The following is a 25,542-nucleotide window of genomic DNA, read 5'->3' as shown; positions in this document are numbered from 1 at the left end:
CGCCAGGGCGCGCCATCGCCGCCTAGCAGCCGCGGCAGATGCTCTTGATCTTCTTGTCGAGAGCGGCATTTTCCTTGCTGAGCGGATCGTTCGGATCGCTCAGGTTTTTCTCGTCTGGCACATCGCCCGCGCGCGGCTGGCGATGACCGACCGGTGCCTGTATTGCAGGCTTGTCGGCTCCCGCCGAGTTTTTCGGAACCGTCGATGTTCCGCCCTGCGCGAACGCGGCGGGACCGCCGATCAGAACCAGCAGCGCTATCGACAGGATTGTTTTTCGCATCTTGGTTCTCCCTTTCGAAACTCTCTTTATCGCGTCCGCTGGGGAACGTCGACAACGGCGCAATTCCGGCGTCCCTGGGCAGCACAGTCCTGCACCTTTCGCAGATCGGCCATGGTGCCAAGTAACCAGATTCCCGCCGCCACCAGCACAGCAAAGAAACCGAGCATCACGGCGTTTTCGACGTTGCGATGGCGCTCATCTTCCGGCGGCTCCGGGCTCACCCCGCCCTCGTCTGTCATCGGGCCGGTCACGGCTTCGGAGGATAGAGATGAACGTCACCACAATAATCCACGACACGATAACGCGTTTCCGAGGATAGTTCACCTTCCCGGGAATTCGCATGCGACAAATAATTCGGGCCCACCGGCGCCTTGCCATGGCCCCCGGGAATGTCGAGCACATAGTCCGGCTGGCACAGGCCGGATACCCGTCCCCGCAAGGCCCGCATCAGTTCCTGTCCTTGCTCGATCGTGGTGCGGAGATGCGCCGTGCCGGGTGCCAGATCGCCGTGGTGCAGATAGTAGGGCTTGATCCGGCATTCGACCAAAGCCCGCATCAGGGCCTCCAGCGTTGCCGCATCGTCATTGACGCCGCGCAGCAAAACCGACTGGCTTACCAGGGGAATGCCGGCATCGGCCAGGCGGGCGACCGCGGCGCGCGCCGTGTCGCTCAGCTCGCGCGGATGGTTGGCGTGAATTGCAAGCCAAGTGGTCGCGCCCTCCACCTTAAGCGCAGCGACCATTTCGGGGCTGATCCGCGCGGGATCGGCAACGGGTACGCGGGTGTGGATACGGATGATCCTAACGTGATCGATGGCGGCGAGATCCGCCATGATTTCGGCGATCCGGCGCGGCGACAACATCAGGGGATCGCCGCCGGTCAGGATGACTTCCCATACTTCTGAATGGTTACGGATGTAATCGAGCGCAGCGCGGTAGGCGCCCTCCGAGAGTGCCGTCGCCTTGCCCGGCCCGACCATTTCGCGACGGAAACAAAACCGGCAATACACCGCGCAGACATGAACCAGCTTGAACAGCACCCGGTCGGGATAGCGATGGACGATGCCGGCGACCGGCGAATGGGTATCGTCGCCGATTGGATCGGCGCTCTCGCCGGCATGCTCGATTAGTTCCCGGACATCGGGGAGGAATTGGCGCGCGATCGGGTCGTCGGGGTTTTCGCTGTCGATCAGCGCGGCGATATCGGGCGTCACCGCGATCGCATAGCGCGCGGCGACGCGTTCGAGACCGGCAAGATCCGCCGCCGGCGCAAGCCCCCGTTCGACCAGTTCGCTGGGCAGACGCAATGTCGCAATCAGCTTTGGATCGATCCTGTTCATGCCTCACCTGCCGGCGGCGTCCACACCACCTGGTCGATCCGCAGCGCGCCGCTGGCCAGCATCACCAGCCGGTCGAAGCCGAGTGCTATGCCGCTTGATTCCGGCATCGCCGCGACCGCATCGAGAAAATCGTCGTCAAGCGGATAACGCTCGCCATAACGCCGCGCCTTTTCGTCCATCGCCAAATCAAAACGATGGCGCTGCTCGGCCGCATCCGTCAACTCGCCAAAGCCGTTGGCGAGCTCGACGCCGCAGGCATAGACCTCAAAACGTTCGGCGACGCGCGGATCGGCCGCCTTGGCCCGCGCCAGCGCTGCTTCGGGGGTCGGATATTCGAACAGCACCGTCAACCGCCCCTGCCCAAGCCTGGGTTCGACATGCTCGACCAGCACCTTGCTGAAAATGTCTGACCAGGTGTCATCATCCGCAATCCGTACCCGCGTCTTGGCCGCCGCCGCAAGCTGTGCGCGATCACCTTCGCCCTCCGCGATCGTCGCCAGCAGATCGATACCGGCAAAGCGCTCGAACGCCGCCGCCACCGTCAGCGATTCCGGCTCGGCAAACGGGTCGGCCGTTCTGCCGCGAAACGAAAATCGCCCGATCCCGGTCGCCTGCGCCGCCTGCGCGATCACGACAATGCTGTCGGCCATCACGGCGTCATAGGGCGCGTTGGCGCGGTACCATTCCAGCATGGTGAATTCCGGCAAATGCAGGTCGCCGCGCTCGCGGTCGCGAAATACCCGGGCGAACTCGAAGATCTTTGCCTCGCCCGCCGCCAGCAGTTTCTTGGCCGCGAATTCCGGCGAGGTCCGCAAATAGCGGGTCGCGCGGGTGCCGTCGGCGCGGGTCAACTCGGTGCGGGGGGCGTGCAAATGCGTCTCGTTGCCCGGCGATACCTGCAGGATTGCGGTCTCGACTTCGGCAAAGCCCTGCTCGTCGAACCAGGCCCTGACGGCCTTGGTGATGGCGCTCCTGGCCATCAGGAACGGTTTTCGATCGGCGTACCGCGCCGCCGACCACCAGGGCGATGGCTGGTCGATCCCAGCCATCAGCAACCAGCCCCGGCGCGCCGCGACCGACCACCGTCCAGTGAGGCCATCAACAGGTTCAGAAGATCGGCGGATACCATTGACATTATTTGACTTTTTCCTCGCCAGTGCGACCGGCTAGAGACCCCGGACGGCCCTCGCCTTTCGGATCGTCTGTTCATGTCGAAAGACACGCGCCTTGTCCATTCGCGCAACCGGTGCCGGTAGCTTGGGACGCGCTGAACCTCGCCGGCTATTGGGTCGTCCGACGCACAGGATCTGGAGCGAGATGCGGACATGTCTGGCGCCTGGTTACGAAGCACAGGTTTATCTTGCGGTGTCCGGCTTTTCCGCCGCGGCGCCGGCCAGCGCGGACGAGCCTGGGGCCGAATTCAAATTGCGCGCGGATGACACGCTGGTTTCACCCGATCATCAGCTGCGGATGGAGCAGTATTCCAAAGATATGGGAGACGAAGGTTTCCTGCATCAGTTCTGGGCCTTCGACGACAAGATCGAGGCCTGGCGCTGCGTCTATAACCTCAAAACAGGGGCATTCTCGGTCCCGCCGGCGTTTGCCGAACACAACGCCAAGGCCGTCAAAACCCCTCGCGCGGACCGGAAATAGCCGCGACAGGCTCTTGATCCCGCCCGTCAGCAACCTGCCAAAACGGGCCGCAAAAGGCTGGTATCTGCAGGGCAAATCAGTATGTTGCAGCCCGAAACCGCCTCATTGGCCCCAGGACACCCATGTCCGGATTGGTCGGAGGCCAGAAATTCAGGAAAACAGCTTTGAAAGTCATCGCCAGTTCTATTCGCAAGGGCAACGTCATCGAGCAAGACGGCAAGCTTTATGTGGTTCTGACCGCCGAGAACATCCACCCCGGCAAGGGAACCCCGGTCAGCCAGATCGAAATGCGCCGAATCGGCGACGGCGTGAAGATTTCGGGACGCTACAAGACCACCGACCAGGTCGAGAAGGCGACGATCGAGGACCACAACTTCAACTATCTGTACGAAGACGCCGACGGCTTTCATTTCATGAACGCCGAGAACTTCGACCAGGTCCAGGTGCCCAAGGACATCGTCGGCTCCGCGGCCCCCTATTTGCAGGAGAACATGTCGGTGAAGCTCTCGCTGCACGACATGATTCCGGTCGCCATCACGATGCCGCAGCGCGCGACGCTCGAAGTCGTGGATACCGAGCCGGTGACCAAGGGCCAGACCGCATCGTCATCCTACAAACCTGCTATCCTCTCCAACGGCGTGCGCACCGCTGTGCCGCCGCACGTCGGAGCGGGAACCAGAATCGTGGTCATGACCGAAGACGGCTCCTACGTCGAGCGCGCCAAGGATTAAGCCAGCTGTGCCGCCGGGGGGCGACGCATTGAACATGAAAGCCGTCCGCTTGCTGACCCGTTGGCTGGCAGCTTCCTGTTTGCTGCCCGCCGGCGCCGCTGCCGCATCGGCCGACGAGTTCAGGACGCCTTCGATCTCGGCCGTGCGCGTCGAATGGCGCGCGGTCCTCGATCAGCTTCGCTCCGAGATCAGCTCCCAGCCGGCGATCGCCGCAAACTTCACCTTCGCCGGCCAGCGACGGGTGCCGGCCTGGCATCCCCGCTCGATGCCGGCGCTGGTGCAACTGAACGCGGTGACCTCGCCGATCTTCCCCGGCATCGGGCGCAGTCCGGTGCCGGTGCTGCTGCCGTTCGATACCGCAGCCTATCTCGAGGCGCGCGCGAGCGGCGCACCGGACAGCCTCTCGGTGTCGCGCTACCAGGCCGACTTCCGGCCCGCCGACCTGTTCCACGCCGGTTCCGCCGGTTACGACGCGATGTTTTCGCTCGAGCCCGGCGCCGGCGACGGCATGCCGCAGCGGACCTTTGACAGACCGGTCGAGGTGCAGATCACCGGGTCGATCCTGACCTACGATCTCGCCGATCCCCTCGGTGGCAAGGGCGAGCCGGTCAAGGCGCTGGCGGCGCAATTTCCCGACATGCGCCGCTTCATCCGCGAAGGCTACGTGCGCTATGCCTTCACTCGCTTTGGCGTGCCCTATGTGGTGTCGATCCAGTGTCTGGACTCGGCGCCGCGGACGCGGCGGCTGGCGTGCCGCGAGGCCTATCCGGTCGCGGAGCGTTTCCTGAAAGCATTGCGCATCGCCGGCGGCCAGCCGTCGCGGCCGCGCACCGACATCTCGTCCGATATCGCCGAACGGCCGGCCGCGGCGTCGGCCGATTTCAGCTATCGCCCGAGCGGCGACATCATCGCCAACAGCGGCGCTCACAAACTGGGCGGCCACGCCGACCTCACCGCCTATTCGCAGATCCGGCTTCCGCTGGAAAAGGCCCCGGCCTTCGCCCATTCGCAATCCGCCGGCAATCGCAAATCCGACGAACAGGCTACGGGATATCCGTGGCGCGACAATTTTTGCGAGGCCCGCAGTTTCGAAGTCGGACAATGCGCCGGCGGTTTCGGCCATCAGGGCCAGGATATCCGTCCCGGCGCCTGCCCGGCCAACGGCGAAGGCCCTCAAAGCTGCGATCCCAAACAACAAGCGGTCGTTGCCGTCCGCGATGGCATAGTGATCCGCTCGACGAAGCAGCAGGCGGCGACGCTGCAGATCAACACCCGCAACGAGCACATCCGCTTCCGCTACATGCACATGAACCCGTCCAGCATGGACGCGGACGGCCTTCTCAACGGACGCCGCGTCGCCGAGGGCGAAAAGATCGGCGTGGTCTCGAACTACCTCGACCATCCCAACGGCACGTCGCGTCATCTCCACTTCGACGTCCAGGTGTTCACGCGCGACGGCTGGCTCTGGGTCAACCCCTACACCACCCTGGTCTCGGCCTATGAACGCCTGATCCGCGGCCGTGGTCGCGAGATCGGGCCCGAACCGCAGGCGTCCGCCGCGGTGGCGCATGCGTTGCCCGAGGATGTCATCCGTCCCGACGCACGGGAAGGCAGCGAGAACTGATTCCATCGACATCCCACACTACGACGCCGCCGCGCCGACGGCTTTTGCTCGCGCCGGCGGGGTCCAGCGATAGGCGGCGCCGAACCTGTTCCAGACATTGATCGAAGCGATCGCCGAGGTGAGATAGGTCAGCTCCTTCTCGGAGAATTCCGCGCTCGCCTGCGCGTAGACTTCGTCGCTGACGCCGCCGGGCAACAAGGTCAGCGCTTCGGTCCAGGCGAGCGCTGCACGTTCGCGTGGCGAGAACTGCGGCGCCTCGCGCCAGACCACGACGAGGTTGAGCTTGTCGGTGGGAATGCCGAGGCTCTCGCTCTGCAGGATGTGAAACTGCACGCAGAAGGCGCAGCCGTTAATCTGAGAGGCGCGCAACTTGATGAGCTCGAGCAGTTGCTTGTCGAGGCCGGCCTTGGCGGCCGCCTTGCCGAGCGCCAGCACGATTTCGTAGGCGTCGGGCGCCAGCGTCCCGAAGTCTTCGTATTCCTTCCGCGCATGTGACATTTTCATCGCCTCGTGTTATCAGTGTTCTGATTTATTATAAGAGCCCTTATATGTCGCGCAAGATCGGAATTTTGGCGAAGGCAAAATCGGGCGCGGCGCGAAAAGCGCCGTCCAGAAAATCGAAAAAATCCCGAAAAATCGCGGCGGCGAAAAAACCTGCCCGGCGCCGGAAAAAATCCGCCAATCATCCTCCGGTCGCCTTCGGCCATCCGCCGCCGCCCGGCGAAGGCAAGCGCGGCGAAAGGGGCTACCTCGCCTATTTGCTGCGGCAGGCCCAGGCCGCGACGCGGCTCAGGTTGGAACGGGCGCTCGCCAAGCTCGGCGTGACGCCGCCGCAATTCATCGTACTCACGATGCTCAAGGCCTATCCTGGGCTGTCCGGCGCCGATCTCGCGCGGGTGGCGCTGCTGACCCCGCAGACCGTCGGCGTCATCATCCGCAACCTGGAACGCGACGGCGCCATCAGGAAGACCCCGCACCCGGTCCACGGCCGGGTGCTGCAATGGACCATGACGCGGCGCGGCGAGCGCCTGCTCGAAAAATGCCGGCGTCACGCCAAGGCGCTGGAGCGGCGGCTGACTGCCGGGCTTGGCGCCAAGACGCAGATCATCGTCCGGCGCTGGCTGTCCAAAATCGCCACAGATTTGCAGCAGGAAGGCTAGTTCCGCGGCGCCCTGGCTTTTGGTGCACGCCTGCTCCGCCGCTACACTGACCCGATGAAACAGCCTGATTCTCTGCGCTCCCCTACCCGCCGCGGCCTGCTCAAAGCTGGCCTCGCGGGCGGCGCGTTGCTTGCGCATCCGCTCGCGGCGTTCGCCACGGCGCCCCCGGGCTTCAACCAATGGCGCGACGGCTTTCGCGCCCGTGCCTTGGCCAAGGGCATTTCGGAGACGACCTGGACCCGCGTGATGGGCCACATCGAGCCCGACATGTCCGTGTTCAAGCAGATGCAGAAACAGCCGGAATTCAACGAGCAGATCTGGCAGTACATCAATCGCCGCGTCTCGGACTGGCGCATCATCAACGGCCGCGAGGCGCTGAAGAAGAACGAGGCGCTGTTCGCCCGGATCGAGCAGGATTTCGGCGTCGAGCGCGGCACGCTGCTGGCGCTGTGGGGTGTCGAATCCGCCTATGGCGATCCGCTGGTGCAGCAGAACCACATGACGCCGGTGTTTCCCTCGCTCGCGGCACTGGCCTGGAACGAGCCGCGCCGAAAAGCCTATTGGGAAACCGAGCTGATCAACGCCTTGAAGATCGTCGACCGTGGCTGGGGCACGCCGGAGGAAATGCGGGGATCCTGGGCCGGCGCGATGGGGCACACCCAATGGATGCCGGAAGTCTGGCTCAATGTCGGCATGGACTACGATCACGACGGCAAGGTGTCGCCGTTCGGCAAGCCCGACGATGCGCTGGGCTCCAGCGCGCGCTTCCTGGTCAACCGCGGCAAATATCACCGCGGCGAACATTGGGGCTACGAGGTCCGCGCGTCCGGCGCCGCGAGCGGCAGCCGCACCTATGCGGCGTGGGCAAGCGCCGGCGTTGTCAGAGCCGACGGCCAGCCGTTCCCGCAACAAAACGCCTCGGCCCAGATGTGGGTGCCGGTCGCCGGCGGACCTGCGTTCCTGCTCGGACCGAATTTCTACGCGGTGCGCAGCTACAACCCGTCGATGAACTATGCGCTGGCGATCTGCCATCTCGGCGACCGCATTCTCGGCGCGCCGCCGTTCATTCAACCATTTCCCGGTTCCGAGCGCGCGCTGACGCTGGCCGAAGTGCAGGAAATGCAGACCCGCCTGACCAAGGCCGGCTTCGACACCGGTGGCAATGACGGCCGCGTCGGCAACGACACCATGAAGGCCGTGAAGGACTATCAGACGAAAATGGGGCTGTTGCCGGCGGACGGCTATGGCGGGCTGAAGGTGTTGGCGCGGTTGCGGCAGGGCAGTTAGGTCAGCGTCATTGCGAGCGAAGCGAAGCAATCCATCCCTCCGCGGAAAGGAAGAACGGATTGCTTCGTCGCTGCGCTCCTCGCAATGACGAACAAGACCCCTCACCTGCGCGGAACGCCGCCAGCATTCATGCCGCCGTCGATCACCAGTTCAGTTCCCGTCACATAGCTCGACGCATCGGACGCCAGATACAGCACGCCCTGCGCAATCTCCGAGGCATGGCCGGCGCGCGCCAGCGGCGTCGCGATCTTGGCGCGCTCCTCCGGATCGATCGGCGCGTTCTGTCCGCGCCCCGCGGCTTCCGTTGGAATCTTGCCCCAGATCGGGGTGTCGATGATGCCGGGATGCACCGAGTTGACCCGGATGCCGTCGCCCACCGCGGCACACTCCATCGCGATCGACTTGGCGAACAGCCGCACGCCGCCCTTGGTCGCGCTGTAGGCGGACAGGCCGGGCGCGCCGCGCAGGCCCGCCAGCGACGACATCATAACGATCGAGCCGCCGCCGGTCTTGCGCATCACCGGCAGGCAATGCTTCACCGAGAGAAAGACGCCGTCGAGATTGATCGCGTTCTGCCGCCGCCAGTCTTCCAGCGTCATATCCGTGATCGACGGCACCGAGATTCCGATGCCCGCATTCGAAACCAGGATGTCCAGCCGGCCGTAACGCTTCTCGACCTCGGCCACGACTTCGATCCAGCGTGCTTCGCTGGTCACATCCTGATGGATGAAGATCGCCTCGCCGCCGGCTTTTTTGATGTTCGCGACGACGCCGGGTCCCTTGAGGTCGTCGACGTCTGTTACGGCAACCGAAGCGCCTTCGCGCGCCAACAATTCGGACACCGCTTCGCCAATGCCGGATGCGCCGCCCGTGACCAGCGCGACCTTGCCTTGAACCTGACCCGTCATTTCCGTTCCCTTTGTTATTGTCGGCTTCGTTGGAATTGATTTATCTGATGATCGCCGGTCCCTGATCCGGCACGGCGACATCGACCACGCGCAATTGTACGCGTTCCGAGCCCTGCCAGCGATCCACCGCGAGCGATCCCGCCACATGCAGGGGCTGGCCGCGATTTTGCGTCAGCGCGTTGCCGAGCTTCTGTCCAACCGAACGGAACGCGATGCCGTTGACGATGGTGCCGTCGCCGGATTTGAACCGCAGGCGCAGATGCGCCTGCCCCACTTCGTCGGCATAGACCAGTTGATGCGACGGCAGCGCGATGATGGGCTCGGGATTGCCGGCGCCGAACGGGCCGGCGCGGTTCAGCGTCGCCGCGAATTCCGGCGTCACCGCGCGCGCGCTGACGGCGCCGTCGATGAACAACTCGTTCTCGTGACGGGAGTTGGCGACATCGGCGGCCAGCGCGCTTTCCATGAAGGCGCGAAACTCCGCCAGCTTTTCCTTGCGCAGCGTTACACCGGCGGCCATGGCGTGGCCGCCGCCCTTCATCAGCAATTTTTCCTTGACCGCCTGCCGCACCGCCTTGCCGAGATCGACGCCGGAGATCGAGCGGCCCGAGCCGGTGCCGATGCCGCCGGGCTCCAGGGCGATGGCAAAGGCGGGCCGTGCGAATTTTTCCTTCAGCCGCGAGGCGACGAGGCCAACCACGCCGGGATGCCAGCCTTCGGCTGCGGTCACGATCACCGCTCCCTTGTCCTCCAGCCCGAGCGAGGCCAGCGCCTCGGCTTCGGCCTGCGCTTCGGCCGCCTGCTCGATGAGCCGGCGTTCGCCGTTGAGGCGATCGAGCTCGGCGGCGATCCGCGCAGCCTCGGAGACATCGCCTTCCAACAGCAACCGCACCCCGAGATCGGCGCGCCCGATCCGGCCGCCGGCGTTGATACGCGGGCCCAGCATGAAGCCGAGATGCCAGGCTTCGGGCGGGCCGTTCAGCCTTGAGACGTCCATCAGCGCGGTGTGGCCGACATGGTCGCGGCGTCGCATCGCGATCAGGCCCTTGGCGACGAAGGCGCGGTTGAGGCCGGTCAACGACGCAACATCGGCCACGGTGCCGAGCGCGACGTGATGCAGCATGCCCAGCAGATCCGGCTCCGGCCGCTGGCCGGTCCAGAACCCGCGCTGGCGCAATTCACGGTTCACCGCCACCAGCGTGATCAGCACGAGGCCGACGGCGGCGAGATAGCCGAGACCGGAGAGATCATCGGCCCGGTTCGGATTCACCAGCGCATCGACCTCGGGCAATTCATCCGCGGTCTGATGGTGATCGATGACGACGATGGACATGCCGAGCCGTCGCGCTTCGGCAAACGGCTCGAGGCTGGTGGTGCCGCAATCGACGGTGACCAGCAGCGTCGCGCCCTTGCCCGCGAGCGCGCGCACCGCCTCGACATTGGGCCCGTAGCCTTCGAAAATGCGGTCGGGGATGTGGATCAGCGGATCGAGCCCGCAATGGCGCAGATGCCAGGCCAGCAGCGCCGCCGAGGTCGCGCCGTCGACATCGTAATCGCCGAAGATCGCGACCTTCTCGCCGCGCGTCGCCGCATCGGCAATCCGCTTTGCGGCGGTTTCCATCTGCGTCACGGTATGCGGGTCGGGCATCAACTTGCGGATGGTCGGATCGAGGAAATCCTCGACCGCGTCGAGCTCGACGTCGCGCCCCGCGATCACCCGCGCCAGCATTTCCGGCAGTTGATAGCGCTGCACGATCGCGAGCGCCTTTGCCGCGCCGCGGGCATCGAGCCGGTCGCGCCACAATTTTCCCGTCGCCGATTTTGCGACGCCAAGAAATGCCGGCGGTAATTCGACGGGCAAGGCGGTTACGGGAGGCGTCATGATGCTTTCAGTCTGTGGGGCCAACGTGCCCTGCCATCTCTGCGCACTTCCGGATTCAATGTCAAAAGCAAAGCAGACACGAATTAGTGGCTCGCGGCGCGATGCGCCCGAGGTTTTCCATGAGCGTTGCCCTCGAAACACAGAGGGCGCAGGGAAAGCCGGGTGCGCGCTGCACCCGCGGTCTCGCGTGCACTGTGCACAAGAACACGCACACGAGCATACAGGTTCAGCGGAGAACATCCGGCCTTCCCTGCGCAATGGTTTTACGGTTTACTTCGCGCTCTCCCCGGTGAACGGGCTTTCTTGCCACCGTCATCCCTGCGAAGCGTTTGCTTCTCAAAAACTTGACGCCAGCATCGGGGCGTCAGGACCACACGACTTCGCCGTCCGCATCCGCCGCGCTCGTCAGTCGCAGCATCTACGTCCACCGCATCCCACCGCACGTTTCGTGACGATCGCGAGCCGCCCCTCTTGTCGGGTGAGACGCGCGGAGAAACACCACTGATTTGCCCGACGCGACAAGCGGATTATTTTCTTAAATAGGGCTTGACAGGAAATCTTGATTTGCCCGTCGGGCAAACTTGCAGGGCGTAAAATGGCTGGAGCGACTTGTCCGCCGTCGCATTTGAAGTACGATCCGAACTCGAACTCCTGCGCTGATGGGAAGTTGAATGTCGGGTCGTGCTTTGACAGCCGTGGCGGTTCTGGCGGCGCTGGCCGTTTCCAGCGCCATCACCGCCGCGCAAACCGTGCCGAAACTTGACTACGAATTTTTCAAGAGCCGCGTCGAGCCGGTCTTTCTGACCAAACGCCCTGAACATGCCCGCTGCTACGTCTGTCATGCCGAGAGCAACAACGCATTCCGTCTCGAGCGGCTTTCAAAGGGGGAGCCTGCCTGGACCGAGGAACAATCGCGCCGCAATTTCGAGATGGTCGCAAAGCTCGTCAACCCGGGCGATCCCGATACAAGCCGGTTGCTGCTTCATCCCCTTGGCCCCGAAGCCGGCGGCGATGTGTTTCACTCTGGCGGGCGCCAGTTCCCGTCGAAACGCGATCCGGCCTGGCGCACGCTTGCCGCGTGGGTCAATGGAGCGACGCTCGCTTCCCAGAAGAAATAGCGGCGGCGCCCGGACGGTCGGGGATAACAAGCGTATTGATGCGCTTGGGCACCTCGCCGACCGGAACCACGGCGATCAGCTTCATGGATGCGGTATCGATCGCCGAGACCGAGCGCAGACCCGCGTTGGAAATGTAGACCGTCTTGCTGTCGGGCGTGAAGGTGACCCAGTTCGCAACCGCCGAAATCGATCCATGCCCCCTTAGCTTGAGGGACGGAAGTGCTACTTCGCCTGATAGCGTGAGGTCGGCAAGCGAATAAACATACACCGCGTTATTGGGGATGCTGGTCACCCACAGGCTCTTGCCGTCGGGTGCGACGCCGATGCCGTGTGAAGGCGCCGTGGCGCGGTCCCCATCGGTCTCGAACTCGGCCTTGGCTGCAGGTAGCTGGATCCGTGCCACTTCCTTGCGCGCGGCAAAATCCACCACCGCAAATCCGTTAAGGTCAGACAATTGCACGAAGATACGTTTGGTCGAGCCATCCGGGCCCGCTTCGATCGCCATCGGGCGAATGCCCTTGTCGAGCTTGATCTCCCACGCCGGTTGCTCGGTGGCGAGATCGATGACCGTTACGATCCCGGTTCGGATCGAACCGGTGACGGCGTATTTGCTGTCAGACGTTACATAGACGTTATGCAGCCTGCCGTTAACCGGCACGCTTTTGGTCCGCGTCAGGGTTGCCGGATCGATGATATCGAGCGCGCCGGGATCGCGGGCGATGCCGACCACGATGCGGCCGTCTTTGGCCACCGCGATATTGTTGGGGTGGGCGCTCAACTCCACTTTCTTGATCAACTTGCCGGATTTGCGGTCGAAAACATCCAGCGTCGAATCGACTTCATCGCTGACATAGACCCTGGAACCGTCGGGAGAGAATGCAATCCCGTGCGCGCCCTCAATACCCTTGATCTGCTGGACCACCTTGTTGGTGGCGGGATCAATGACGTGAATACTGTCCCCGGCGCTGTTGGTGACGTAGATGCGGGCCATGCTGGCCCAGGCCGGAATGGGTACAACCATCAACAAGATCCACGCATGGCGTAAGACGCGATAGCCGTTCATGGGCGTCGGGCTCCCGTTGCTCTGATGGTGTCTCAGGGTACGTAGCAATTGGCCAAACTGCAAGGTAGAGGCCGGCCCGAAACGAATGTCCGGCAGGAACAGGTCGAGATGAGCGTCGGCTGAGTTTCGGTGATTCTCTGCACGGCGTGATCAAGAGAGAGCAGCGAATTCCGAAGCTGGCACCAAACGGAATGGCAGCGGTCTTCAACGATGTCCGCTTTGGCAGACATAAAGCCGACAGGCCGACCCTTCCGCTTTTGCCCCTTAGCGGAAGTCAGCCGCCAACGAGCGTTGCCGCGCGGAGATGCTGAGGTGACGCAGGTCACGACCTGGTAACGGATCGGCGAGCGATTATCTCGGTGACCAAACCAAGCCATGGACATCCGCGGACGCGAACACCGTCAGCTTCTGATTTCCGAACACCATGCTGGTGGCTATTCCCGGCTTGTCTGTCTCTATAGTACCCCCCTTGCCGCCGGTGATGGCGTTGAGTTCTGCGTCTGTCAAAATGCGATTGTCCTGGCTCTGTGTATTGCTGGTCATTGTATCCTCCCAATTCAGGCTAGCGCGGACCGTCCGTCGCTGATGCACCACCGCTATGGCGCAACGCTCTCGCCGCGACTGTGACCTGGATCACCGATAGGTACCCTGCCTCCACGATCCATTGCATCGACGACGAGATTTTCGAATGCCTGGAGCGGCGTGAGCGGCGCAGGCGCAACCACCATGTCCGCTTTCGGGGGGGTAAAGCGGAAAACATATGCTCGCATTGAGCTTTTCCGAGTTTGACCCCCGAGCAGACGTTGGATGTTTGGCCGCATCTTCGTTTTGGACGGCCGTGAGAGCTATCGCGAACTGCGGCTGGAGCCGTTATACTGCCCTCACCGTCCAAGCCGAGGAACCTGCTCTGCATGAACGAGAATGTCCACCGAGAAAGCACCGCTTCTGAGCCGCAAGATCGGGTGACCGAACTCATCGAGCAACAGACGGCCATCTCGGAAGTGCTGCGCGCCATTGCGAACTCGCCGCACGACTTGCAGCCCATCTTCGACGCCATCCTTGACAGCGCCACACGTCTCTGTCGCGCAGACTCAGGCGCCTTACGTCTCTCCGAAGAGGGCGGCCTTCGTCTCGTGGCGGTGCGAGGGGACCCCTTTTTGGTTAGTCAGGTGTGGTCATTAATCCCGGTTCTCGCAGAAAAGGGGAGCCTTCCGGATCGATTAGCCGCAAGCAGGTTACCCACCCACATCCCCGACTTCACAGCAGTTGAAGGCGATCTTCGGGATGATTTTTGTATCACGGTGGTGAACGCAGGTCTTCGAACGGGCCTGTTTGTGCCGTTGCTCAAAGACAATGAGATAGTCGGGATAATTAGTCTGGGCCGCAAACAGGTGCAGCCGTTCACTGACAAACAGATTTCCCTATTCAGGGACTTCGCTGCGCAAGCTACCATTGCCCTGGAGAGCACCCGCCTCGAGCGGCAATATCGCGAGGCGCAGATGGCGCTGGCGCGCGCCAACCGCGTCGCGACGATGGGCCAGTTGACGGCCTCGATTGCTCATGAAGTGAACCAGCCAATCACAGCGGCAGTCACATACGCGTTAGCCGCTCGGCGTTTCCTAAGCGCAAATCCACCGAATTTTCGCGAGGTGGATGATGCGCTCTCTCTGATTGTCAAGGAGGGGAATCGCGCAGGCGAGGTCGTCGAGCGAGTTCGTGCGCTCTTTAAGAAGGTGCCCGCACGAAAGGACGCCGTAGCGATCGACGATGCCATCCTCGAGGTTATTGCTCTCACCCGTACGGAGGCCGCAAACAATAGCGTGTCGGTGCGAACGCAATTTGCGGAGGGCTTGCCGCGTGTCCAAGGCGATCGGGTCCAACTGCAACAAGTGATGCTGAACTTGATCGTCAATGCCATCCAGTCGATGAGTGGCGATGAGGACGGCAACCGCGAATTACAGATCAGCATCGATGCGGTTCCGTCCGAAGGTGGCGTGCGCGTCGGGGTGCGGGACACCGGCCCGGGGCTGAGCCCGGAAAGCCTCTCGCGTCTGTTCGAGCCATTCTACACGACCAAGCCCGAGGGCATGGGCATTGGCCTATCTATCTGCCGCTCGATCATCGAAGCGCACGGCGGACGGCTGTGGGCGATCCCGTGCGAACCGCAGGGCGCTCTCTTTCAGTTTACGATCCCCGCTGACTGAGCCGCCATCCGTGATCGATGTCGCTTATTGGCACTTAACGGACCTGACAGGTTCGGTCGATCATGTCGGTTCTTGGGGGCAAAGCTGACTCTGGCGAGCTCGGCGCCACGCGCCCGGACCTACGCCAACCATCCGTGTGAAAAAGTGCGTGAGATGACTCTGGTTGCTGAACCCGCAAGCCGCGGCCACATCAGACACCGGCAACCGCCCGTCGCGCAGCATTTCCTTTGCCACCTCGATGCGGCGCTGCATGAGCCATTGGTGCGGTGCCATTCCTACGGAACGGCTAAACGCGCGCGAAAAATGGTTCCTTGAGAACCGGCATTCCCGCGCCAGCTCCTCGACCAGCACACCGCCTAGGTTGGCGTCGATCATCTCCTTCGCGCGTCGCTCCTGCCATGGCGCGAGCCCACCCCGGACCGGCCGCGACACTGGCCGCATGCCTCCATAGGTCTGAGCGATATGCACCACGACCGCCTGCATGACGTGGTCGACAAACAACGGGTTAGCTTGGTCGGGATGCCTGAGGGCGGGCAGCAGCAAGCTCCCGAGGGTGGAAATCGTGACGTCGTTGACGCCCACGCCGGGCTTGTAGCTCAGATCGCGAATTCGCGGCGCGTTGGCCTCGTCAGCGATGGCGTCCAGCGCCGCACGCGGCAGATAAAAATACAGCGAGTGATAGGGCTTGTTGAGGAGAAATACTTCAGCCGATCGACTGCTCGGCGCTCGTGCCACAATTGCAGTCGCGCCGTTTACTCAACCTTAGCAATACAGTTGCCTTTTGTGAGGTTTTCTGAATCCATGGGCAACCATGATTCGAACATCGTGGACGCGGACAGCGTCGATTGAAGAGACGCTTGCGTTGTGGGCGGCGTCGCTTCGGGAGATCAAGAAGCGGATACGTCCATTGTTCGGGCAAGAGCGTGTTGCGAAGAATGCTGGCTTGTTTCTGGAAGGTCTGCTTGGAGATGAGCAACGCAAGACTGGTTGGATGCGCGCTGAGGCCGCAGGCGATCCTGGTCCATGGCGGCAACAGGCGATCCTGGGTCGCAGGGATTGGGATGCGGATGCCTTGCGCGATATCGTCCGCGATTATGTCATCGAGCATTTGGCGGACGATGACGCGGTCCTCGTGATCGATGAGACCGGCTTTCTCAAACAGGGCAAAGCGTCGTGCGGCGTGGCGCGTCAGTACACTGGTTCGGCGGGCAAGATCACGAACTGCCAGATCGGCGTCTTCGCGGCCTACGTTTCGTGCCACGGTCATGCTTTCATCGACCGCGCGCTGTATCTTCCGAAGGAATGGACCGACGATCCAGATCGACTGAAAGCCGCATACGTGCCCCCCGATACCGGCTTTGCGACCAAACCAAAGCTTGCGACGAGAATGATCGCACGCGCCATAGCCGCGCCTGTCCCGTTCAAGTGGGTTGCAGGCGATACGGTCTACGGTGTCGGTGACATTGAACAGCAACTGCGTCGCGCAGGCAAAGGCTATGTCCTGGGGGTCAGCAGCGCGCATGTATTTCGATCCTGGGGCAAGCGTCGATCGGTCGCCGGCACGGCTGCCGACATCGCCCTGACGCGGCGTGCGTCCGACTGGAAACGCCTGTCAGCAGGGGCCGGAACCAAAGGACCGCGGCTGCATGATTGGTGCTATCTCGAATTGGCCGACCTGGCCGGAGAACCAAACGACGAAAATCCGGGCCTTTGGACACGCGGTCTGCTGATCCGTCGTCGTATCGCCGATGGCGATCTCGCCTTCTTCACCACCTGGTGCCCAGCGGCAACATCGATCGAAACACTGGTGGGGGTCGAAGGCCATCGGTGGGCAATCGAGGACAGTTTCGAGACCGCCAAGAACGAGTTCGGGCTCGACCACAACGAGAGCAGATCCTGGCACGGCTGGCATCGCCACGTTTCCATGGCGATGCTCGCCTTCGCCATGATGGCGGTGATCCGCCATCGCGCCAATCCGCCGGCGCCAAAAAAAACCAAACGCCGAACCACGGCAAGGGTCAAACCACAGCCACGCCGTCGTTGATCCGATGGTCGATCCAGGAAGTCCGACGCATTGCCGTCAGGCTCGCGCGAAAGCGGATACAACCCGCACACATCATCGCATGGTCACTCTGGCGTAGAGCTCATCAGGCGGTCGCTCAGCGAGCCCACTTCAAAGCAAAACGGCAACTGTAATGTTAGGCTATGCTCTGTATTTCTACTGGAGGTAGTGGAACTGGGAATAAGACTATGTCCGGGTATAGCAAGTGGCTTCAATTATGAGGCTCGTCGGTCCAATCAGATTCTCGCAGATGTCCCGGAGAGGTATTTCGCCTTTGTAAAATACGTCCGGTAGCGCCCCAGCTTGGGCGGGCGCGAAATTCATCCACCCTTATCAACGGATACGTCCTCCTGCGTGCGGTTGCGGCAGGAGCACGCCACCTCGCGAACTCTCACGTACGGATTGTTGTCTGCCGTGTCTGTCGCGACCACCGAACAAGCATCGATAAGGCCCAGGTGGAGAATGTTCTCGTGCACGGCACCATTGACATGAAGCGATCGATCTTGCGATGGCCGGATACCCAGGGGCGGTTGAACCTGGCCGATGACGAGGTTGAGGCAGCCTGGAACATTTTCTCGTTCAACTGGCGACTGCTGGCGAGCGCGGCGGGGGTCGTCGTTGCCGTTCTCGTCGCAACAGAATTTTACGTCGAGACCATGGGCTATCTCGTGGCTTTTGCTCTGGCGAGCCTTTACTGGTGGTTTGGACTGCGGAACGCTCGTTCGACGACGCACGCCAACCCCAGGATTTTTCTCTGCCTCGTCGCACTTGCGCAACTGGTAATGGCCGTGCCGGTCATACTGACGCTGACGTATGTCGCCGTTTCCGTTAATCTTCCTCTGCAGGACGCCAGGTTGCTGGCTTGGGACCGCGCGCTGGGATTTGACTTCCGGAGTTTCCTGGACTTTACGAACCATCATCGCGAATTGATCCCGCTCCTGGCCCGGTCGTACAGTTCGATCAATCTGCAGCTGCTCGTGATTGTACTCCTGCTTCCTCTGACTGGATGCTATCGGCGAGTCGCGGAGACGGTATGCGCTGTCACGCTCGCTATTTTGGCAACGACCCTTATCGCGGCCCTCGTCCCGGCCATCGGTGTCTATGGTGAGTTAGGATTGCAGGCATCCGACTTCCCCCAACTCGTGCCCCAGGCCTATTACGACACATTGCGCGACGTGCCGCTCGTGCGAGGAGGGCAGCTGCACAAACTGAGCTTGACTCAATTGTCGGGGGTCCTGACGTTTCCCAGCTTTCATGCGGCATCTGCTATTCTCTTCATGTGGGCTTGCTGGCCGCTGCGCTGGGTGAGACTGGTCGTCATTCCATGGAACATCGTGATGATGGTGGCGACGCCGCTGGGCGGAGGCCATTATTTGGTTGATGTCCTGGCGGGCGTCTTGGTGGCGATCGTGGCGATCGGCGTGACGAGCAAGATAAGTGGCATTTGTTCGCCGAAACGAATCGACGCATTACATTCCGATGTCCAACCGCTACAGCCTTCGCGATAGACTGATGTCAGGAATTCAACCTCAAAAGTATTGATATCCGGCTGCATCGTTGCGTTGCGCGACGCCCATTGGCTCACAGAGGACGGAGCTACTGCGTTTACCCGCGTGCTTCTTGTCCTTTGCTCGGCTTCGTCGCAATCCGCCCTACAAGCTCTAATGTCCCCGCTATTGTTTTCCGCTATTGCCGGCCGGTTCCACAACCTGCTGTTCAACGACGCTCAGGCGCCCGGGCAGCGTTCCCGAGCGCAGCATCATGGCCATGGTGTTGGCGTCTTCGAGCGTGAAGTTACCCGATGATATCACCCCCGAGCCGCCCAGGATCGGCTCCCGAATGACGGACACCGAGAGCACCTGGTCGTCGAGGACGATGGCGAATGGCTTGCTCACATTGTCCTGGGTAACTTGCGCGAAGCGCCTCGTGCCATGCGCGTTGAACCGGAACGACGCGATCGGCTGGTGGGTCGCGGGATCGAACCCTGGCGCGGCATCGGTGATATCGTTGCCCTCGACGGCGGTCTCCTTCAGGACCAGATAGGGAGCCTTGGTCTTGAAGTCGGTGAGCACTTCGGATCCCTCGGGCGGGGAGCCTTCCATCGCCTTGGTGGCGGTCATCGACTCATCCACCAGGCGGAATGTGAGCCGCGCTTGCTTGGCGAACATCGCGGTCGCACGTTCGGGATCCCTGACGCCCGGCAGCAGGACACGAATGCGGTCAGCCCCGTCGGGCTGCACACCCGCCTGCCCGATATCAGCGCTGCGCAGGCGCTGTTCGATCATCTCGATTGATTGCCTGACCAGTCCGTGCTGGCGCTCGGCGAACCCGAAATCCGTCGGCGTGAGCCGGGTCAGCCCGTCACCGCTGTCGGCAACGGCGACAGCCTTTTCGCCTGATGGCGCAGTTTCCGTTGATGGCACAAGTTTACCCAAGACCCGTTGCCGGTCCTTAGGCTCCGCAATCCGGACCTCGACGCCGCCTTCACGCATCGCCAGACCAGAAAACGGGATGCGGCCCTCCCGCAATATTTTGTACAAATCGTCGCGCAGGTCGGTCACGACAGCTTCATGCAAGGCCGCACTGTCGACCTTGAACACGATGCGGGACCCGCCCTGGGTGTCCAGAAGTTTTGCGGCATTGGCCACAGCCGCCGCGCGCATCTTGTCGACCGCCTGCGCATCGTCGGACGCCGCACGCGGCGCCGACATCGCCGGCGACGCGGCGAAGGCCAGGACGAAAGCGACGATCAGCCCTGTCGTCCCGGCCCGCTTGTTCATGGTCATGGCGTCCTCTTTTCGGCGGCAGGGTGCCGTCAGCCCGCCATTGCGGGCGTAGCGCGTGCAACACCATTCCCTTGGTGCTGCCATCGCACGCCGAGGTTCAATCACCCGCTCTTTGGGAGGCCGGACGCGCCGGCAATCGGGACGCTATCGCAATCCGCCGCCTTGCCTAACAGCCCATCTTGTCTGCGATGCCGCCAAAATCCTTCGCCACGATGTCCCAGTCGCCCTTGGCCTCGAAGTCGTATTTCTGCAATGGGCCGTATTCGGTCGGCCTTGCTACGAAGGCGGTCTTCAGGCCGAGTTTTTGCGCGGCTTTCAGATCATGGTTATGGGCGGCTACCATCATCACCTGCTCCGGCGGCAGGCACAGCAGCTTTGCGGCGCCGAGATAGGTTTCGGCATCGGGCTTGTAGTGCTCGAACAATTCGGCCGACATCACGAGATCCCACGGCAGGCCTGCGAACTTCGCCATATTGGTCAGCAGCGCAACGTTGCCGTTGGACAGCGGCGAGATGATGTATTTTGTCTTCAGCCGCGTCAGGCCGGCCACGCTGTCCGGCCAGGCATGCAGCCGATGCCATCCCATCGTCAGATGATGCAAATCGGCGTCGGTGAGGCCGGAAATCCCGAGCTGCGCGACCAGCTTTTCCAGCGACTGCCGGTGCAGCGTGTCCAGGATCATGTAGCCACGCTCGGGATGTTTTCGCACATCATCCATCGAGGCGGCATAGACCGCGCGCCAGCCGTCGACCAGCGCGGTCCAGTCCGCCTTGATGCCACGCGTCTCCGACCATTTGGTGAAATCCGCGATCAGGCTGGTGCGCCAGTCGACCACTGTGCCGAAGACGTCGAACACCAGCGCTTTTACGGCGGAAATATCGGACATGGTCGCCTCCCCTGTTCTTCTTTTTCTTGGTCATTCTCCGATGCGCAATTGCGCATCGTAGATGGTCCGAGGGACCAGACCCGGAATCTCGCGCGGCAACTTCTAGATTCCGGGTTCGCGCTATGCGCGCCCCAAAATGACGGCCCCCTCAATCGAGGTGAAATTTCTCCAGCTGCCGGTGCTCGGCCTTGATGTAGCGCACGGTGCCGGTGACCGAGCGCATCACCACGGTTTCGGTCTCGATCACGTCCTTGCGGAATTTGACGCCCGACAGCAGCGAGCCGGTGGTGACGCCGGTGGCCGCGAACAGGCAGTCGCCGCGCGCCATGTCCTCGATGCCGTAGATCATGCGCGGATCGGCGACGCCCATCTTGTGGGCGCGCTCGCGCTTTTCCTCGCTGTCGAGGATCAAGCGGCATTGCATCTGGCCGCCGATGCAGCGCAGCGCCGCCGCCGCCAGCACGCCCTCGGGCGCGCCGCCGGTGCCGATATACATGTCGACGCCGGTATTGTCGGGATCGGCGCAATGGATCACGCCCGCGACGTCGCCGTCGGTGATGAGGCGAACCGCCGCACCGGTGCTGCGAACGCCGGAAATGATATCGGCGTGGCGCGGGCGATCGAGCACCAGCACGGTGATCGCGGAGGCGTCGACGCCCTTCGCCTTGGCGAGCCGGCGAACATTGTCGGCGGGCGATGCATCGAGCTCGACGACGCCCTTCTTGTAGCCGGGGCCGACCGCGATCTTCTGCATGTAGACGTCGGGCGCGTGCAGCAGCGTGCCGCCATCGGCCATCGCCATGGTCGCGATCGCGCCGGGCATGTTCTTGGCGCACAGTGTGGTGCCCTCGAGCGGATCGACGGCAATATCGACCTGCGGACCGGCGTTGAGCCCGACCTTCTCGCCGATGAACAGCATCGGCGCCTCGTCGCGCTCGCCCTCGCCGATCACGATGGTGCCCTCGATCGGCAGCTTGTTGAGTTCGCGGCGCATCGCATCGACCGCGGCCTGGTCGGCGGCCTTTTCCTGGCCGTGGCCGCGCAACCGCGCCGCCGAAACCGCGGCGCGCTCCGTCACGCGCACGATTTCGAGCGTCAGAATGCGCTCGAGCAACAGCTGCGGCGGCACGGAAATATGGGTCGACATCACAAGCACTCCTTTGAACCTTCACAACGGACCTGGCGGTCCGCATCTTCGTTTCTTGCGCTTAGCACGTGAGCCGTGCGGTTCTCGCGTCAGTTTTTCTCGATTCGTATCACCTGCGGCCGGCCGCTGATCACCTTGTCGCGCTGCACCGCCTCCAGCGCGCGATAGACCGCGTCCTCGCTGGTGGCGTAGGTGATCAGGATAACGGGAACCGGTGACGGTTTCTTCGCCGACCCGTTGGCGTCGACGCCGTCGGGATGACGCTGCACGATCGATTCCAGTGATATCTTCTGCTCGGCAAGCCGGGTCGCGATGGTCGCCGCGGTGCCGGCGAGATCGCGCGCCATCAGGCGGATGTAATAGCCGCCTTCATGCCGCTCCATCGGCGCCTTGGTAGTCGCGCGCAATTTCTCCACCGGCCGGCCGAACGGCTTTGCGCGAATGCCGCGCGCGACATCGGCGATGTCGGCAACGACGGCGGACGCGGTCGCCGCACCGCCCGCGCCGGGACCGACCAGCGTGATCGCTGGAATCCCCTCGCCGTCGATCGTGACCGCATTGGTGACGCCCATCACCTGCGCAATCGATGACGATTTTGGCACCATGGTCGGATGCACGCGCTGTTCGATACCCTTCGCCGTCCGCACCGCGACCCCAAGCAACTTGACCCGATAACCGAGTTCCTCCGCGGCGCGCAGATCTTCCGGCGCGATCGAGGAGATACCTTCGACATAGACCGCGCTCTGTGCAACCTTCGTGCCGAACGCGAGGCTGGCCAGGATCGCCAGCTTCTGCGCGGTGTCGTGGCCGTCGACGTCGAACGACGGATTGGCCTCGGCATAGCCCAGACGCTGCGCATCCTTGAGGCATTCGGCGAATGACAGGCCTTCCTGTTCCATCCGGGTCAGGATGTAATTGCAGGTGCCGTTGAGGATGCCGTAGACGCGATTGATCGATGTTCCGGCAAGGCCCTCGCGCAGGGTCTTGATGACGGGGATCGCAGCGCCCACCGCTGCCTCGAAATTCAACGCGCCGCCGTGCTTCTCGGCAGCCTTCGCCAGCCGCAATCCGTGCTTGGCGATCAGCGCCTTGTTGGCTGTTACCACCGACTTGCCGGATTTCAGCGCGGCCTCGATCGCCGACAGCGCCGGTTCGCCGGAACCGCCCATCAATTCGACGAAGCAATCGATGTTGGGATCGTTGGCCAGCGCCAGCGGGCTTTTGGCCCAATCGATGTCGCGCAGATCGAGACTGCGCTTTTTCACTTTCGAACGCGCGGTGACGGCGGTGACGCGTATGCCGCGGCCGCTGCGCGCCGATAGCGTGCGTCCCTGCTGCTCGATCAGGCGGACGACTTCGGCGCCGACAGTGCCGAGCCCCGCGATGCCCACTTTCAGGGGTGCGACCATAACTTGAAAAACCTGCCGGAGGAATTTTGACCAGGCACGATCCGAAAACGGGAAACCATTTTCGGAATCACGCCTAGCGCCGATTGGCGAGAGGAACCACGTTGTGCAACGTTTCGATGCCGCTTTCAAGGAAGCGGCGCACACCGCGCGCGGCCTGCCGGATGCGTTGCTCGTTCTCCACCATGGCGATGCGGACATAGCCTTCGCCATGCTCACCGAAGGCGACGCCGGGCGACACCACCACGCCGGATTTCTCCACCATCAGGGTCGCGAACTGCATGCTGCCGACCTGCTCGAAGGCCTTCGGCAGCGGTGCCCAGGCAAACATCGAGGCTTGCGGCGGTGGAATCTCCCAGCCCGCGCGGCCAAACGATTCCACCAGCGCGTCGCGGCGCTTGCGGTAGGTATCGCGCATTTCGCGGATGCAATCGTCCGGTCCGTTCAGCGCCGCGGTCGCGGCAACCTGAATCGGCGTGAACGCGCCGTAGTCGAGATAGGATTTCACCCGCGCCAGGGCGGCAATGATGCGCTCGTTGCCGACGGCAAATCCCATGCGCCAGCCGGCCATCGAGAACGTTTTCGACATCGAGGTGAATTCGACGGTGACGTCGATCGCACCGGGAACCTGCAGCACCGAGGGCGGCGGATTCTTGTCGTCGAAATAGACCTCGGCATAGGCCAGATCCGACAGGATGAAGATCTCGTGCTTCTTCGCGAACGCGACCAGATCCTTGTAGAAATCGAGGTCGGCGACATAGGCGGTCGGATTGGAGGGATAGCAGACGACCAGCGCCAGCGGCTTCGGAATCGAATGGATGATCGCACGTTCCACCGCTTCGAAAAATTGCGGCGTCGGCTCCGACGGCACCGAGCGGATCACCCCGCCCGCCATCAGGAACCCGAAGGCGTGGATCGGATAGCTCGGATTGGGGCACAGCACGACATCGCCGGGCGCGGTGATCGCCTGCGCCACATTGGCAAAGCCCTCCTTGGAGCCCAGCGTCGCCACAACCTGGGTTTCCGGATTGAGTTTGACGCCGAACCGCCGGTCATAATAGGCAGCCTGGGCCCGGCGCAGACCGGTGATGCCGCGCGACGCCGAATAGCGATCGGTCCGGGGCTTGCCGAGGGTTTCCTTCAGCTTCTCGATCACATGGGGCGGCGTCGGCAGATCCGGATTTCCCATGCCGAGGTCGATAATATCGGCGCCGGCGTTCCGCGCGGCCGCCTTGGCCCGGTTGACCTGTTCGAACACGTAAGGCGGCAGACGGCGGATACGGTAGAATTCTTCCATGGGACCTTTGCTCCGACTACCGGCAGGACAGAATCGCCAGACCCTTGGGCGTTGCGAAACCAAATTGGGTTTCGTCCAGAAATCGCGCTCAATCAACGATTTAGAGCGAATTCAGGCGCAAAAATCCGGGGTCGATGACCCGATATGCGGTTGAATTGGGGTTCTTTTTAGCACGGTCACAAGGCGGCGCCAGCTTCTATCGGCCTGACCAGGCCACTTCAGATTGGACCCGGTCACTTGAAATTGGAACAAGTCACTTGGCGGCGGGGTTTGGGGCCGCCGAGGTGGCCTGGCGGTCCCGCGCAGCGATCAGCTCTTTCTCGATCTTGTCCTGCTCGGCCGGCTTCATTGCCGCCTCCTCGCGGTCGGGGGGCAGATCGTGAACCGGGAGATAGGAACCGGCTTCCTTCGGACGCTGGGGCGCATCATTGGGCAGGCCGACCCCCGGCAGATCCGCGATCGACGTCGAGCAGCCGCCCACGGCCAGCGCTGACGCGAACAGCGCACCGATTGCCAACAGCCTGATCGTTCGATCCATCCGCATCCGTCCGGAAGTCCCCACTTGCCGGTAGCCACGCTCCTACGCGCCCTGTCGCTGGTACGAGCCGTTTTGCTGGTACGAGCCTTGCAACGACAAATCGCGTAACTGCGTCAAATTCGCCGCAACCGTTCAAACCATTGTCGCCCGAAACGATTAAAGCCAGACCAC

25 protein-coding genes are annotated in these 25,542 nt (G+C 62.7%); 9 read left to right on the top strand and 16 right to left on the bottom strand.

The annotated features are described in order from the left end of the window. Positions 1-22: 22 nt before the first annotated feature. From NL528_RS21320 to epmA, 4 genes are read right to left on the bottom strand one after another with little or no spacing between them, the layout of a single operon-like run. A complete protein-coding gene (locus NL528_RS21320) occupies positions 23-280 on the bottom strand; it encodes a hypothetical protein (RefSeq protein WP_309184623.1) in 258 nt (85 codons plus the stop codon). A 26-nt stretch (positions 281-306) separates the two neighbouring features. After that, positions 307-519, bottom strand: coding sequence for a hypothetical protein (locus NL528_RS21315; RefSeq protein ID WP_309184622.1), 213 nt, complete (start codon positions 517-519; stop codon positions 307-309). A gap of 8 nt (positions 520-527) precedes the next feature. Further along, positions 528-1,619 carry a lysine-2,3-aminomutase-like protein gene (locus NL528_RS21310; protein WP_309184621.1) on the bottom strand — a complete coding sequence of 364 codons (1,092 nt, stop codon included), beginning with the start codon at positions 1,617-1,619 and terminating at the stop codon, positions 528-530. Beyond that, the gene (gene epmA / locus NL528_RS21305; protein ID WP_309184620.1) at positions 1,616-2,668 is read right to left on the bottom strand and encodes an EF-P lysine aminoacylase EpmA; all 1,053 of its coding nucleotides are present in this window, start codon (positions 2,666-2,668) and stop codon (positions 1,616-1,618) included. Before epmA ends, NL528_RS21310 begins: the two co-directional genes overlap by 4 nt. Positions 2,669-2,936: 268 nt before the next feature. On the opposite strand from epmA, the gene NL528_RS21300 reads away from it, so the two are divergent. The 3 genes from NL528_RS21300 to NL528_RS21290 all read left to right on the top strand — a co-directional run bounded on the left by NL528_RS21300 (position 2,937) and on the right by NL528_RS21290 (position 5,627). Then, on the top strand, positions 2,937-3,272 hold the full coding sequence (locus tag NL528_RS21300) for a hypothetical protein (protein ID WP_309184619.1): 336 nt from the start codon (positions 2,937-2,939) through the stop codon (positions 3,270-3,272). A 164-nt stretch (positions 3,273-3,436) separates the two neighbouring features. Then, the gene (gene efp, locus NL528_RS21295; protein WP_074278685.1) at positions 3,437-4,003 is read left to right on the top strand and encodes an elongation factor P; all 567 of its coding nucleotides are present in this window, start codon (positions 3,437-3,439) and stop codon (positions 4,001-4,003) included. A 34-nt stretch (positions 4,004-4,037) separates the two neighbouring features. After that, positions 4,038-5,627 carry a M23 family metallopeptidase gene (locus NL528_RS21290; protein WP_309184618.1) on the top strand — a complete coding sequence of 530 codons (1,590 nt, stop codon included), beginning with the start codon at positions 4,038-4,040 and terminating at the stop codon, positions 5,625-5,627. Between the two features lie 18 nt (positions 5,628-5,645). Here NL528_RS21290 and NL528_RS21285 read toward each other — a convergent pair whose 3' ends face one another. Then, a complete protein-coding gene (locus NL528_RS21285) occupies positions 5,646-6,125 on the bottom strand; it encodes a carboxymuconolactone decarboxylase family protein (RefSeq protein WP_309184617.1) in 480 nt (159 codons plus the stop codon). Positions 6,126-6,175: 50 nt separating this feature from the next. On the opposite strand from NL528_RS21285, the gene NL528_RS21280 reads away from it, so the two are divergent. Further along, entirely contained in the window at positions 6,176-6,787 is a 612-nt protein-coding gene (locus NL528_RS21280) for a MarR family transcriptional regulator (RefSeq protein WP_309184616.1), read from the top strand. 54 nt (positions 6,788-6,841) lie between these two features. Further along, positions 6,842-8,074, top strand: a complete 1,233-nt coding sequence (locus NL528_RS21275) for a lytic murein transglycosylase (RefSeq protein WP_309184615.1) — start codon at positions 6,842-6,844, stop codon at positions 8,072-8,074. A gap of 101 nt (positions 8,075-8,175) precedes the next feature. Here NL528_RS21275 and NL528_RS21270 read toward each other — a convergent pair whose 3' ends face one another. Together NL528_RS21270 and recJ are read right to left on the bottom strand one after the other, a co-directional pair. Then, the gene (locus NL528_RS21270) at positions 8,176-8,982 is read right to left on the bottom strand and encodes a glucose 1-dehydrogenase (protein ID WP_309184614.1); all 807 of its coding nucleotides are present in this window, start codon (positions 8,980-8,982) and stop codon (positions 8,176-8,178) included. Between the two features lie 40 nt (positions 8,983-9,022). Further along, a complete protein-coding gene (recJ, locus tag NL528_RS21265; protein WP_309184613.1) occupies positions 9,023-10,864 on the bottom strand; it encodes a single-stranded-DNA-specific exonuclease RecJ in 1,842 nt (613 codons plus the stop codon). 671 nt (positions 10,865-11,535) lie between these two features. Here recJ and NL528_RS21260 point away from each other — a divergent pair. Continuing rightward, positions 11,536-11,982 (top strand): hypothetical protein, encoded by a 447-nt coding sequence (locus tag NL528_RS21260; RefSeq protein ID WP_309184612.1) that lies wholly within the window; start codon positions 11,536-11,538, stop codon positions 11,980-11,982. On the opposite strand, the gene NL528_RS21255 is transcribed toward NL528_RS21260, so the two are convergent. Together NL528_RS21255 and NL528_RS21250 are read right to left on the bottom strand one after the other, a co-directional pair. Then, positions 11,948-13,003, bottom strand: coding sequence for a cytochrome D1 domain-containing protein (locus NL528_RS21255; RefSeq protein WP_309184611.1), 1,056 nt, complete (start codon positions 13,001-13,003; stop codon positions 11,948-11,950). The two genes, NL528_RS21260 and NL528_RS21255, sit on opposite strands and share 35 nt — an antisense overlap. A gap of 393 nt (positions 13,004-13,396) precedes the next feature. Beyond that, positions 13,397-13,588: a hypothetical protein gene (locus NL528_RS21250; protein ID WP_309184610.1), complete on the bottom strand. Its 192-nt coding sequence runs from the start codon at positions 13,586-13,588 to the stop codon at positions 13,397-13,399. A gap of 368 nt (positions 13,589-13,956) precedes the next feature. Here NL528_RS21250 and NL528_RS21245 point away from each other — a divergent pair, with 368 nt between their 5' ends. Beyond that, complete coding sequence (locus NL528_RS21245; RefSeq protein ID WP_309184609.1) at positions 13,957-15,249, top strand: ATP-binding protein; 1,293 nt, start codon at positions 13,957-13,959, stop codon at positions 15,247-15,249. 60 nt (positions 15,250-15,309) lie between these two features. On the opposite strand, the gene NL528_RS21240 is transcribed toward NL528_RS21245, so the two are convergent. Further along, the gene (locus NL528_RS21240; RefSeq protein WP_309184608.1) at positions 15,310-15,984 is read right to left on the bottom strand and encodes an AraC family transcriptional regulator; all 675 of its coding nucleotides are present in this window, start codon (positions 15,982-15,984) and stop codon (positions 15,310-15,312) included. Positions 15,985-16,060: 76 nt separating this feature from the next. Here NL528_RS21240 and NL528_RS21235 point away from each other — a divergent pair, with 76 nt between their 5' ends. Then, entirely contained in the window at positions 16,061-17,293 is a 1,233-nt protein-coding gene (locus NL528_RS21235; protein WP_309176838.1) for an IS701 family transposase, read from the top strand. Positions 17,294-17,781: 488 nt separating this feature from the next. Further along, positions 17,782-18,819, top strand: a complete 1,038-nt coding sequence (locus tag NL528_RS21230; RefSeq protein WP_309184607.1) for a phosphatase PAP2 family protein — start codon at positions 17,782-17,784, stop codon at positions 18,817-18,819. 165 nt (positions 18,820-18,984) lie between these two features. Here NL528_RS21230 and NL528_RS21225 read toward each other — a convergent pair whose 3' ends face one another. From NL528_RS21225 to NL528_RS21200, 6 genes are all read right to left on the bottom strand, one after another. Beyond that, positions 18,985-20,091 (bottom strand): preprotein translocase subunit SecD, encoded by a 1,107-nt coding sequence (locus NL528_RS21225; protein ID WP_309184606.1) that lies wholly within the window; start codon positions 20,089-20,091, stop codon positions 18,985-18,987. 172 nt (positions 20,092-20,263) lie between these two features. Beyond that, entirely contained in the window at positions 20,264-20,983 is a 720-nt protein-coding gene (locus NL528_RS21220; RefSeq protein ID WP_309184605.1) for a haloacid dehalogenase type II, read from the bottom strand. Positions 20,984-21,131: 148 nt separating this feature from the next. Further along, positions 21,132-22,130: a class II fructose-bisphosphatase gene (glpX, locus tag NL528_RS21215; RefSeq protein WP_309184604.1), complete on the bottom strand. Its 999-nt coding sequence runs from the start codon at positions 22,128-22,130 to the stop codon at positions 21,132-21,134. A gap of 89 nt (positions 22,131-22,219) precedes the next feature. Then, positions 22,220-23,539: a homoserine dehydrogenase gene (locus NL528_RS21210; RefSeq protein WP_309184603.1), complete on the bottom strand. Its 1,320-nt coding sequence runs from the start codon at positions 23,537-23,539 to the stop codon at positions 22,220-22,222. 73 nt (positions 23,540-23,612) lie between these two features. Next, positions 23,613-24,833, bottom strand: coding sequence for an LL-diaminopimelate aminotransferase (locus NL528_RS21205; protein WP_074277086.1), 1,221 nt, complete (start codon positions 24,831-24,833; stop codon positions 23,613-23,615). A 253-nt stretch (positions 24,834-25,086) separates the two neighbouring features. Next, on the bottom strand, positions 25,087-25,377 hold the full coding sequence (locus tag NL528_RS21200) for a hypothetical protein (RefSeq protein WP_309184602.1): 291 nt from the start codon (positions 25,375-25,377) through the stop codon (positions 25,087-25,089). Positions 25,378-25,542 lie beyond the last annotated feature (165 nt).

Origin of the sequence: Bradyrhizobium sp. Ash2021, assembly GCF_031202265.1 — a bacterium.
Lineage (GTDB): Bacteria > Pseudomonadota > Alphaproteobacteria > Rhizobiales > Xanthobacteraceae > Bradyrhizobium.
This window is presented reverse-complemented; position numbering and strand designations above follow the sequence as displayed.

Excerpts from the sequence above, each read along its gene's own strand:
- NL528_RS21220 (WP_309184605.1), bottom strand. The coding sequence starts at position 20,983 with ATGTCCGATATTTCCGCCGTAAAAGCGCTGGTGTTCGACGTCTTCGGC.
- epmA (WP_309184620.1), bottom strand. The coding sequence starts at position 2,668 with ATGGCTGGGATCGACCAGCCATCGCCCTGGTGGTCGGCGGCGCGGTAC.
- NL528_RS21315 (WP_309184622.1), bottom strand. The coding sequence starts at position 519 with ATGACAGACGAGGGCGGGGTGAGCCCGGAGCCGCCGGAAGATGAGCGC.
- NL528_RS21280 (WP_309184616.1), top strand. The coding sequence starts at position 6,176 with ATGTCGCGCAAGATCGGAATTTTGGCGAAGGCAAAATCGGGCGCGGCG.
- NL528_RS21200 (WP_309184602.1), bottom strand. The coding sequence starts at position 25,377 with ATGCGGATGGATCGAACGATCAGGCTGTTGGCAATCGGTGCGCTGTTC.
- NL528_RS21270 (WP_309184614.1), bottom strand. The coding sequence starts at position 8,982 with ATGACGGGTCAGGTTCAAGGCAAGGTCGCGCTGGTCACGGGCGGCGCA.
- NL528_RS21250 (WP_309184610.1), bottom strand. The coding sequence starts at position 13,588 with ATGACCAGCAATACACAGAGCCAGGACAATCGCATTTTGACAGACGCA.
- NL528_RS21225 (WP_309184606.1), bottom strand. The coding sequence starts at position 20,091 with ATGAACAAGCGGGCCGGGACGACAGGGCTGATCGTCGCTTTCGTCCTG.
- NL528_RS21210 (WP_309184603.1), bottom strand. The coding sequence starts at position 23,539 with ATGGTCGCACCCCTGAAAGTGGGCATCGCGGGGCTCGGCACTGTCGGC.
- NL528_RS21235 (WP_309176838.1), top strand. The coding sequence starts at position 16,061 with ATGATTCGAACATCGTGGACGCGGACAGCGTCGATTGAAGAGACGCTT.
- NL528_RS21205 (WP_074277086.1), bottom strand. The coding sequence starts at position 24,833 with ATGGAAGAATTCTACCGTATCCGCCGTCTGCCGCCTTACGTGTTCGAA.
- glpX (WP_309184604.1), bottom strand. The coding sequence starts at position 22,130 with ATGTCGACCCATATTTCCGTGCCGCCGCAGCTGTTGCTCGAGCGCATT.
- NL528_RS21310 (WP_309184621.1), bottom strand. The coding sequence starts at position 1,619 with ATGAACAGGATCGATCCAAAGCTGATTGCGACATTGCGTCTGCCCAGC.
- NL528_RS21320 (WP_309184623.1), bottom strand. The coding sequence starts at position 280 with ATGCGAAAAACAATCCTGTCGATAGCGCTGCTGGTTCTGATCGGCGGT.
- NL528_RS21290 (WP_309184618.1), top strand. The coding sequence starts at position 4,038 with ATGAAAGCCGTCCGCTTGCTGACCCGTTGGCTGGCAGCTTCCTGTTTG.
- NL528_RS21255 (WP_309184611.1), bottom strand. The coding sequence starts at position 13,003 with ATGGTTGTACCCATTCCGGCCTGGGCCAGCATGGCCCGCATCTACGTC.
- NL528_RS21275 (WP_309184615.1), top strand. The coding sequence starts at position 6,842 with ATGAAACAGCCTGATTCTCTGCGCTCCCCTACCCGCCGCGGCCTGCTC.
- NL528_RS21285 (WP_309184617.1), bottom strand. The coding sequence starts at position 6,125 with ATGTCACATGCGCGGAAGGAATACGAAGACTTCGGGACGCTGGCGCCC.
- NL528_RS21260 (WP_309184612.1), top strand. The coding sequence starts at position 11,536 with ATGTCGGGTCGTGCTTTGACAGCCGTGGCGGTTCTGGCGGCGCTGGCC.
- NL528_RS21245 (WP_309184609.1), top strand. The coding sequence starts at position 13,957 with ATGAACGAGAATGTCCACCGAGAAAGCACCGCTTCTGAGCCGCAAGAT.
- NL528_RS21300 (WP_309184619.1), top strand. The coding sequence starts at position 2,937 with ATGCGGACATGTCTGGCGCCTGGTTACGAAGCACAGGTTTATCTTGCG.
- recJ (WP_309184613.1), bottom strand. The coding sequence starts at position 10,864 with ATGACGCCTCCCGTAACCGCCTTGCCCGTCGAATTACCGCCGGCATTT.